Below are 9,318 nucleotides of genomic sequence, written 5' to 3'. Positions count from 1 at the left end.
ACGCGCCAGCGTCGAGATGGAGGCGCTGCTGCGCCCGCGCTCGAGCTGGCTGAGGAAGCTCCCGCTGACATCGCTGCGCTCCGCGAGGGCGCGCACACACCGCCGTACGCACCTCCTCCAGCCGTACGGGCCGCCGCTCGCGCAGGGACAGGGTGCACGCCTCGGCGATCCAGCTCGCCTCGATGGCGTCCGCCACCGTGCACGGTGAGCGGCGGGTGCCCGCCACGACCTCGGTGAACGCGGTGAGCTCGGCGCGGTAGGCGTCGGCGAAGCGGTCCATGAAGAAGTCGTGTGGCGTCCCGGCCGGGAAGGTGGCGCCGGGTTCGACGGAGCGCAGCGGCAGCCGGTCCTCCAAGCCCACCGCGATGCTGTCCTTCATCCCGTGCAACTCCAGCCGAACATCGTAACCCCGCGCGTTGTGGCGGGAGTTGGAGATGACGGCGATGGTGCCGTCGTCGAGGGTGAGCAGGGCCGAGGCCGTGTCCACGTCGCCCGCCGCTCGGATGTAGTCCGCGCCCCGGTTGCCGCCGGTGGCGTACACCTCGGTGACCTCGCGGCCGGTCACCCAGCGCACGATGTCGAAGTCGTGCACGGCGCAGTCGCGGAAGATGCCGCCTGAGGTGGCCACATATGCGGCCGGCGGCGGCGCGGGGTCCAGGGTGGTGGACCGTACGGTGTGCAGTGTCCCGAGTTCGCCGCTGACGACGGCCGCGCGGGCTGCCGCGCATCCCGCGTCGAAGCGCCGGTTGTAGCCGATGTGCACCTCCACGCCGCCGTCCGCCACGGCGCGCAGTACGTCCAGGCTCTCCGTGACGCCGCGGGCCACGGGCTTCTCGCAGAAGACGGGGACGCCCGCCTTGACTGCGGCGAGGATCAGCTCCGGGTGGGCGTCGGTCGCGGCGGCGATGACCACGCCGTCCACACCGGCGGTGAACACGGCCTCCGGGGAGTCGACGGCGGTGGCCCCGAACCGCTCCGCCGCGGTGGCGGTGGCCGCGGCCACCGGGTCGGTGACCACGAGGGAGTCCACCGCGTCGAGCCCGGCGAGGGTTTCCGCGTGGAAGGCGCCGATCCGGCCAAGACCCATGATGCCAATGCGCATGAAAATTCTCGTTCCTTCAGTCCGAGGGGCGGCTCAGTCGAGGCCGCCGATGACAATCTGGTCCCAGTCGATGACCGAGCCGGTCACCACGCCGCTGCGGTCGGAGAGCAGGAAGACGACGAAGTCGGCGATCTCGTCGACCCGGCCGAGCTTGCCCATCGGCTGTTGCTCGGCGGCCTTCTCGAGCCAGTCGTCGCCCGCGCCGTGGAAGGCGCGCTGGGTGGCGTCCTCGCCCTCGGTGTCCGTCCAGCCGATGTTCAGGCCGTTGATCCGGACCCGGTCGAAGCGGTGGGCGTGCGCGGCGTTGCGGGTCAGGCCGACGAGCCCGGCCTTGGCCGCGACGTACGGGGCCAGATAGGGCTGTCCGCCGTGCGCCGAGGTGGTGATGATGTTGACCACCGTGCCGGGCGCCTTGCGCCCGACCATATCGGCGACGGCGGCCTGCATCGCGAAGAACGGCGCCCGGAGATTGATCGCGACATGGGCGTCGAACAGCTCCGGTGTGGTGTCCAGCAGCGAGCCACGCGAGGTCAGCCCGGCCGCGTTGACCAGGCAGTCGACGCGTCCGTGCGCGGCCACGGTCCGCGTGACGCTGTCGCGTGCCTGCGCCGGATCCGCGAGGTCCGCGCGGAGGAAGTGTGCGCCCGTCTCCGCCGCGAGCTCGTCGCCGACCTCGGCCCGGCGCCCGGTGAAGGCGACGGTCGCGCCCTCCCGTACGGCGGCCCGTACGATGCCGGCGCCGACGCCCTGGCTGCCGCCGTTGACGAGGACGACCTTGTCGTCGAGCAGTCCCATGAGTGTGGTGTTCCCTTCAGCCCTGTTCGGCCCTGTTCGGCCCTGTTCAGCCCTGGCGCCGCTTGGCGCCCGCGTGCAGTTCCTGGCGCAGCCGGTCGGGGTCCCAGCCCTCGGTGACGGCCTGCCAGACGGTGTCCGCCTGCGAGGGCGGTGCGAGACCGTCGACCGGCGGGTCGAGGTCGAGGTTGGTGGGGAACGGGTAGCCCTCGGCGGTGGCGGCGACCACCCGGCGCAGCCAGTCCTCGGAGGCGCCCTCGGCCTTGCGGCGCAGCAGCACCGGGAAGAGCGCGCCCGCCATCGCCTCGCGGTCGACCGTCTCCATGGCGCGGCCGAAGGCGGAGGACACCTGCAGCAGATTGGCCATGCGCCTGATGTCGGCGGAGCGGTTGTGTCCGGCGGCGTGGAAGAGGGCGGGGTTGAAGAAGACGGCGTCCCCCTTGTCCAGCGGGAGTTGGACGTAGTGGGCCTCGAAGTACTCGGCGAACTGAGGGAGCCGCCAGGCGAGATAGCCGGGCTCGTACTTCTGCGAATGCGGCAGATACATCGTCGGGCCGGACTCGACGGGCATATCGCAGTGGGCCACCGCGCCCTGGAGGGTCAGCACGGGCGACAGCCGGTGGACGTGCGCCGGGTAGCCGGCGGCCCGCTCCTGGCTGAGAAAGCCCAGGTGGTAGTCGCGGTGCACACGCTGCGCGGCGCCGCCCGGGTTGACCACGTTGACCTGGGAGGTCACCTGGTAGGCAGGGCCGAGCCAGGCCTCGGAGACCAACTCCAGCATGTCGTTGGCGTAGTAGTCGGCAAACGTCTCCGGTGCGCGCACCGCCACCTTGTCCAGGGCGTTCCACACCCGGTCGTTGGCGCCCGGCTTGGCGAAGTGGTCGCCGCGGGCCCCGCCCGTGGCGCGCTCCTCCTCGATCAGCGCATGGAACGCCTCGGACGCCCGGTCCACGACGGCCGCGTCGGGGAACGCGCCCTTGAGGACCACGATGCCGGGGCCGTCCAGCAGGGCCCGGACCAGCTCGCCCTGAACGGCCCGACGCCCTTCCGGCGTGTCCGCGAGGGCCCGCAGCCGGCCGCTGTCGTAGAGCAGAACGTTCCGCTCGACCCGCTCGGCCGAGGGATGGTCGCCCACATCGGTCCGCTGCTCGACGAGCGACCGGAAGGCGCTCAGATCGCAGTCTTCCTCAGTGAGCCAATTCCGTGATCCCGCAGGTACATGGGACATCCCGGGTCCTTTCGCAGTCCGTGCCTCTCTGTCAGTCTTGTGAATCCGAACCCATCATTCAATCCTCAGCAGTCCATCAAAAAACCATCATCCACTTGGGGGAACAATCATGGGGCACCCCTATCCGATCAGGGAAATCGCCCGTCAGGCCGGGCTGAGCACGGCCACGGTCGACCGGGTCCTCAACGGCCGCGGCGGTGTGCGGGAGAGCACGGTCAGGGAGGTGCATGAGGCGATCAAGGACCTGGACCGGCAGCGTGGCCAGATCCGTATCGGAGGCCGCACCTTCATGATCGACATCGTGATGCAGGCGCCGGAGCGGTTCTCCAGCGCCGTACGCGATGCACTCGAAGCGGAGCTGCCCTCCCTGCACCCCGCGGTCGTCCGCTCGCGTTTCCACTTCCGCGAGACGTGTCCCCCCGCCGAGCTGATCGGAACCCTGGACAAGATCGCCAAACGGGGGTCCCAAGGCGTGCTCCTCAAGGCCCCGGACGTTCCGGAGATCGGCACCGCAGTCGGCCGGCTGGCCGCGGCCGGCATTCCCGTCGTCACCCTGGTCACCGATCTGCCCCACAGCGCCCGCATGGCGTACGTCGGCATCGACAACCGCGCGGCCGGGGCCACCGCCGCGTACCTCATCGGACAGTGGCTCGGCGACCGCCCCGGCCATGTGCTCACCACCATCAGCCGGGGCTCCTTCCGCGGCGAGGAGGAGCGCGAGATGGGCTTCCGCAGCGCCATGCGCCTCACCCAGCCCGCCCGGTCCCTGGTGGAGGTCACCGACAGCGACGGCCTGGACGCCACTCAGCGCGAACTCGCCCTCGCGGCGCTCGAACGCGACAAGGACATCGTCGCGGTCTACTCCATGGGGGGCGGCAACCTCGCCACCCTCGACGCCTTCGACGCCCTGGGCCGGGAGTGCGCCGTGTTCATCGCCCACGACCTGGACCACGACAACACCCGGCTGCTGCGCGAGCGCCGGCTGTCCGCGGTCCTCCACCACGATCTGCGCCAGGACATGCGCCGCGCCTGCCAGACCATCATGCGGGCCCACCAGGCGCTCCCGGGCGACGGGCCCTTGCTGCCCTCGGCGATCCAGGTGGTCACCCCGTACAACATGCCGCCCGGGGACCCGGGCCCCGACCACGTATGAGCCCTCGACCACCTGTCGCATTCCCGGTCCCACGCATACAGTGGTGCGGCTCTGTGCTGTGTCCCACCATCATGTGCTCGCCCCACCGTCAAAGGATGGCCACATGCGGACGCCCCGTCACATCCCCCGAAGAACGCTGGTCACGGCCGCCGCCGCGGGAGTCGTCACCGCCGCCGCCTCCCCCGCGCGGGCGGCCGGAAACCGGGCCCGGTTCCACACGGCGGGCCGGGTCAAGAACACCGCCGACGGATTGGTGCAGTACACCTGGCCCGGCATCTACTTCGAGGGCCGGTTCCGCGGTACGGGTGTCGGCGTCGTCCTCGACGATTCCGACAACGACTACGACGTCCAGATCGACGGAACGACCACCGCCACCCTGGTGACCCCGGGCCGGACCACCTCGTGGATCGGCGGCCTTCCCGACACCGAGCACCGCGTACGCCTCGTCAAACGCACGGAAAGCCCCTGGGCCGTGGGCCGGTTCGGCGGATTCGTCGCCGCTCCCGGGGGCGCGGTCCTGGCCGCACCCCGGGCCCGGAGCAGACAGATCGAGTTCATCGGGGACTCCTTCACCGCCGGCTACGGCAATGTCTCCGGTACACGCGACTGTTCGAGCAACGGCGGAGTCAACCGGAACACCAACGCCGACCTCGCCTTCGGCGCCCTGACCGCCAGGCGCCTCGACGCCGACTACCAGCTCAACGCGTACTCCGGCCTCGGCATGGTCCGCAACTACAACGGCAGCAGCCCCCACACCGACTTCCGCACGTACTACGACCGGGCCCTGCTGAACGTCGACGGCGACGTCTGGCCGAAACCGCACACCTGGCGGCCCCGGGTCGTCGTGCTCGGCCTGGGCATCAACGACTTCTCGACCCCGCTCAACCCGGGCGAGCGCTGGACCACCCAGGAACAGCTGATCGGCGCCTACGAGAGCGCCTACCACGGCTTCCTCGACAAGCTGCGCGCCCGCTCCGGCCCTGAGACATTCCTTGTGGTCAGCGCCACCGACCTCGCCAACACCACCGCGTTCGCCGAGACCGCCCTACGGATCGTCCAGGAGCGCAACCGCCGGAGCGACACCCGGGTCCGCTACTGGCACTACGACGCCTCCGCCCTGGACCACCTCGGCTGCGACTGGCACCCCTCGGCCCACGACCACCGGATCATCTCCGGTCAGCTCGACAATTACCTCGCCGCCCTTCCGCTGCGCTGGTAGCTTGCGGCCGTGGATCTCTTCTCACGTTCTTGGACAGCGTTACGCACGGCGGTCGCGGAACTCGCGGACGAGGACTTCGCACAGCCGTCCGGTTGTGCCGGCTGGCTCGTACGGGATCTGGTGTGCCATCTGGTGATCGACGCTCAGGACGTCCTGATCACCCTGGTGACGCCCACCGAAGCGGAGCCGACGCGCGACGCGGTCACCTACTGGGCGGTCAGCGACACGCCGCCGACCGGTGACGATCCGCTGGACGCGCTGACCGTCCGGCTGGCCGCCGCGTACGAGGACCCGGGGCTGCTCACGTTCCACCTCGACGACGTCGGCTCGGCCGCGGGGCGCGCGGCCGAACTCGCCGACCCGGCCCTGCGGGTCAGCACCCAGGACATGGTGCTGACCGCGGGCGACTACCTCGGGGCGTACGTCCTGGAGTGGACCCTGCACCACCTCGACCTGATCGCGCACCTCCCGAACATGGCGGAACCGCCCGCCGAGGGCCTGGCCCGGTCACGCGAAATGCTGGAGAAGATCGCCGGGGCGGCGTTTCCCGCGTCGTGGTCCGACAAGGACACGCTGCTGGTCGGCACCGGACGGCGCGCCCCGACCGGCGCGGAGAAGGCCGAACTGGGCGAACTGGGCGCGAGGGTCCCGCTCGTCATCGGGTGACCGGCTGACAGCACGGCAGGCCCGCCGGGCTCCCGGAATCGAGGCGGCAGAAGCAGGATGCCGTGATCGGGACGTCCGCGAGCGCGGCGGCGACGGTCAGTTGCTTGGCCACGATCCGCGCCTCAGCCGCCTTCCCGAGCCGCACCAGGCACTCGTGGTAGCCATGCAGCGCCCATACGTTCGCGGGGTGCTGTGAGGCCCTGGGGAGCGTGTCGTCGAGCCCGAGGTCCGCCCGGTACACGGCCTCCGCCTCTTCGACCCGCCCTTGCTCGAGAAGCAGCGCCCCGTACGCGTGACGGGTCGGTTGCATCCAGCCCCAGGGCTCGTCGTAGGGGAGATTGTCGTCGAGGTCGATGGACCGGGCGAGCGACGCGAAGGCCAGTTCGTACTCGCCCTTCCGGTAGTGGAGCTCACCGTCGAGCATCGCCGAGGCGATGTCGAGAATGTCCCGGCAGGTGTTGTTGAACAGCATCCGGCTCTCGGGAACACGCTCGCGCGCGGAGCGGAAGGAATCACGTGCGGCCTCGGCCTGGTGGATCATCCCCATGGCGGAGTACGCCACTCCGCGGGCGTAGTGCAGCATCGCCGTGGTGACGCAGTAGAGCTGGGGATCGGCCGGCAACGACAGGGCGAGGATGTCCTCCCAGCGGCCGAAGCGGATGAGGACGTGCACGCGCATGGCGAGGAAGCCTTCGAGCCAGTCGGCCATGGGCGGGCTGTCGACCCGCAGCAGTTCCTCGGGGATCGATGCCTCCAGCCGGGCCGCGGTGTCGAGCGCCGTCCCGCACTGCCCCAGGAACATCGCACCATAGATCTTGAAGTGGTAGTTGTGGGAGCGGTACAGCGTATAGAAGTTCATCGCGCCCGCATGCCGCAGATACTTCTCGTCGGCCACGATGGCGTCGGTGTTGACCTCCACGACATGCCGGTAGTCGCCGCACAGCACATCGAGATGTGACGGCATGTGATGCAGATGGCCGGCGTCGGGGACCAGCCCGCGCAACCGGTCGGCGACGACGAGCGCCTTCTCGGGTGTCGGTGACATCTCCATCAGATGGATGTACAGATGCAGCACGCCGGGGTGGCGGGCGCCGGCCTCGCTCCGCAACGCCCGGTCGAGGACGGCCCCGGCCTCGACCGTATGGGCGCCCGCGGCGGGCTCGCCGGTGCGCAGGTCCCACAGCTTCCACGGAGTCAGGTTCATCAGCGCGTCGGCGTAGAGGGTGGCGACGTCGAGGTCATCGGACGCCAGTTCGTACACCGCGCGCATGGCCTCGGCGTACGGCGCGTTCCAGACCGAGCAGTCCTCCGCGGCGTGCGACTGCGGATAGCGGGCGCGCAGCGCTTCGATCAGCGCCCGCTCGGTCGGCGTCGCGCCCGCCGACGTGGCATGAGCCCGCTCCACCGCCTCGTGCGTCCGGCGGACCGTCCGCTCCAGATCCGCGCCGTCGAAGAAGTCCCAGGGCTTGTTGTAGTTGGGTCCCAGCGCGTATGCGATGCCCCAGTGGGCCATGGCGCAGTCGGGATCGGCGTCCGCCGCGGCCTCGAAGCAGGCGACGGCCTCCTCATGGTTGAACGCGTACGTCCACACCAGCCCCCGGTCGAACCAGAGCTGCGCCTCGGGTGAACGTGTCGAGACGGGCCGGGTGAGGGTCCCGAGGTCGAAGTAGTCCATCAGCATCTCCCGTGTCGCGCCCTGTGCCGCCGGTTTATGTTCCTGGATATACCCTTGCAGACGATAAGTGCGCTTCATGTGTCTGTGGTGTGCTTCGGGAGGCCGCAATGACCCAGCAGCCGATTGTTCTGCCCTATGGCGACCCCGCCTTCGTGGCGGATCCCTACCCCTTCTACCGGCAGCTGTGCCAGGGGCGGCCGGACGAGGACGGTCCGGTGCGGCGCGCGGTTATCGCAGGCGGCCTGGAGGTGTGGCTGGTCACGCCCTTCGAGGAGTGCCTGGCCGCGCTGTCCGACCCCCGGCTGAGCAGCGATGTCCGCCTGGCGTCCGACCCCCGCCTGACGCGGCAGCTGCCCGTGGCGGAGCGTGAGTCCGCACTGGGCAATATGCTGCGGGCCGATCCGCCCGACCACACCCGGCTGCGCCGGCTGGTCTCGCGGGCGTTCACCGCGCGCCGCGTCGCCGAGCTGCGGCCCCATGTCCAGGAGATCGCCGACCGGCTGCTGGACGCGGTCGTGCCGACCGGTCGGGCCGATCTGATCGAGGACTTCGCGCTGCCGCTTCCGGTCACCGTGATCAGCGAACTCCTCGGAGTGCCCACCGATGACCGGCGCGCGTTCCAGCGGTGGGTGGACGACCTGCTCCCGTGGGGGGCGGAACCGCAGGATCCGGCGGTCCTCGAGCGCGCATGGCGGCAGATGCGCGCGTATCTGACCGGACTGCTGGCGACCAAGCGGGTCCGGCCCGGAGACGACCTGCTCAGCGCGCTGATCGAGGCCCGGGACGAGCAGCATCGGCTGACCGAGGAAGAGCTGGTCTCCATGGCGTTCCTGCTACTGGCGGCCGGTTACATCACCACGGTCAATCTGATCGGCGGCGGCATCGCCGCGCTGCTGGCCCACCCCGATCAGCTCCGAATGCTGCGGGAGGACCCGGCGCTGCTGCCGGACGCGATCGAGGAACTGCTGCGTTACGACGGGCCGCTCAACCCCGGGATCGCCCGGTTCGCGAGCGAGGACGTCTCCATCGCGGGTGTGAACATCCCGCGGGGCGCGACCGTGCTGGTCGGCTCGGCCTTGGCCGATCGCGATCCGGAGCGCTTCCCCGACCCCGATCGGCTGGACATCACCCGCGGGGACAGCGCCCACCTCGCGTTCGGCCACGGCATTCACTACTGCCTCGGGGCGTCGCTGGCCCGGCTGGAGGGAGAGGTCGCCATCGGCACCGTCCTGCGCCGCCTCCCCCAGCTCGCCCTGAGCGTGGCACCCGGTGAGCTGCCGTGGCGGCCCACCGGGCTGCGCGGTCCCGAGCGGCTGCCCGTCACCTTCACCCCGGGCGCCCCGCTCGCGGCCGTTCCCTCTTGACCGACCTGTCACCTCTTGATCGACCTGTCAGCGCGGGTGAGGGGGGCCACCCGGCGAAGGCCCGCAGAACCAGATTGTGCGTATAGTCCCGCAAAAACCCAAAACGTTCCGTGAACTGA

General features: G+C 70.4%; 8 protein-coding genes. 4 read left to right on the top strand and 4 right to left on the bottom strand.

The genetic code is table 11. From position 1 onward, the window contains the following. The 3 genes from ACWDSL_RS49760 to ACWDSL_RS49750 all read right to left on the bottom strand — a co-directional run. Window positions 1-1,102 (bottom strand): Gfo/Idh/MocA family protein (locus ACWDSL_RS49760; protein ID WP_450495935.1); only part of this gene is annotated, 1,102 nt, incomplete at its 3' end. A gap of 33 nt (window positions 1,103-1,135) precedes the next feature. Further along, entirely contained in the window at window positions 1,136-1,897 is a 762-nt protein-coding gene (locus ACWDSL_RS49755; RefSeq protein ID WP_450495933.1) for an SDR family oxidoreductase, read from the bottom strand. Window positions 1,898-1,943: 46 nt separating this feature from the next. Next, window positions 1,944-3,122, bottom strand: a complete 1,179-nt coding sequence (locus tag ACWDSL_RS49750) for a phytanoyl-CoA dioxygenase family protein (protein ID WP_450495932.1) — start codon at window positions 3,120-3,122, stop codon at window positions 1,944-1,946. Between the two features lie 109 nt (window positions 3,123-3,231). Between ACWDSL_RS49750 and ACWDSL_RS49745 the strand changes: the two genes are divergently transcribed. The 3 genes from ACWDSL_RS49745 (at window position 3,232) to ACWDSL_RS49735 (ending at window position 6,160) form a co-directional block, all read left to right on the top strand. Further along, window positions 3,232-4,275 carry a LacI family DNA-binding transcriptional regulator gene (locus tag ACWDSL_RS49745; protein ID WP_450495930.1) on the top strand — a complete coding sequence of 348 codons (1,044 nt, stop codon included), beginning with the start codon at window positions 3,232-3,234 and terminating at the stop codon, window positions 4,273-4,275. A 103-nt stretch (window positions 4,276-4,378) separates the two neighbouring features. Beyond that, window positions 4,379-5,494, top strand: a complete 1,116-nt coding sequence (locus ACWDSL_RS49740; RefSeq protein WP_450495928.1) for an SGNH/GDSL hydrolase family protein — start codon at window positions 4,379-4,381, stop codon at window positions 5,492-5,494. A gap of 9 nt (window positions 5,495-5,503) precedes the next feature. Beyond that, a complete protein-coding gene (locus ACWDSL_RS49735; RefSeq protein WP_450495926.1) occupies window positions 5,504-6,160 on the top strand; it encodes a maleylpyruvate isomerase N-terminal domain-containing protein in 657 nt (218 codons plus the stop codon). Here the strand turns inward: ACWDSL_RS49735 and ACWDSL_RS49730 are convergent. After that, window positions 6,150-7,835, bottom strand: a complete 1,686-nt coding sequence (locus ACWDSL_RS49730; protein WP_450495924.1) for a tetratricopeptide repeat protein — start codon at window positions 7,833-7,835, stop codon at window positions 6,150-6,152. The genes ACWDSL_RS49735 and ACWDSL_RS49730 overlap by 11 nt on opposite strands. Window positions 7,836-7,942: 107 nt before the next feature. On the opposite strand from ACWDSL_RS49730, the gene ACWDSL_RS49725 reads away from it, so the two are divergent. Continuing rightward, entirely contained in the window at window positions 7,943-9,199 is a 1,257-nt protein-coding gene (locus ACWDSL_RS49725) for a cytochrome P450 family protein (protein ID WP_450495922.1), read from the top strand. The last annotated feature ends 119 nt before the right edge of the window (window positions 9,200-9,318 follow it).

The organism is Streptomyces sp. NPDC000941, from assembly GCF_053599555.1.
This window is presented reverse-complemented; position numbering and strand designations above follow the sequence as displayed.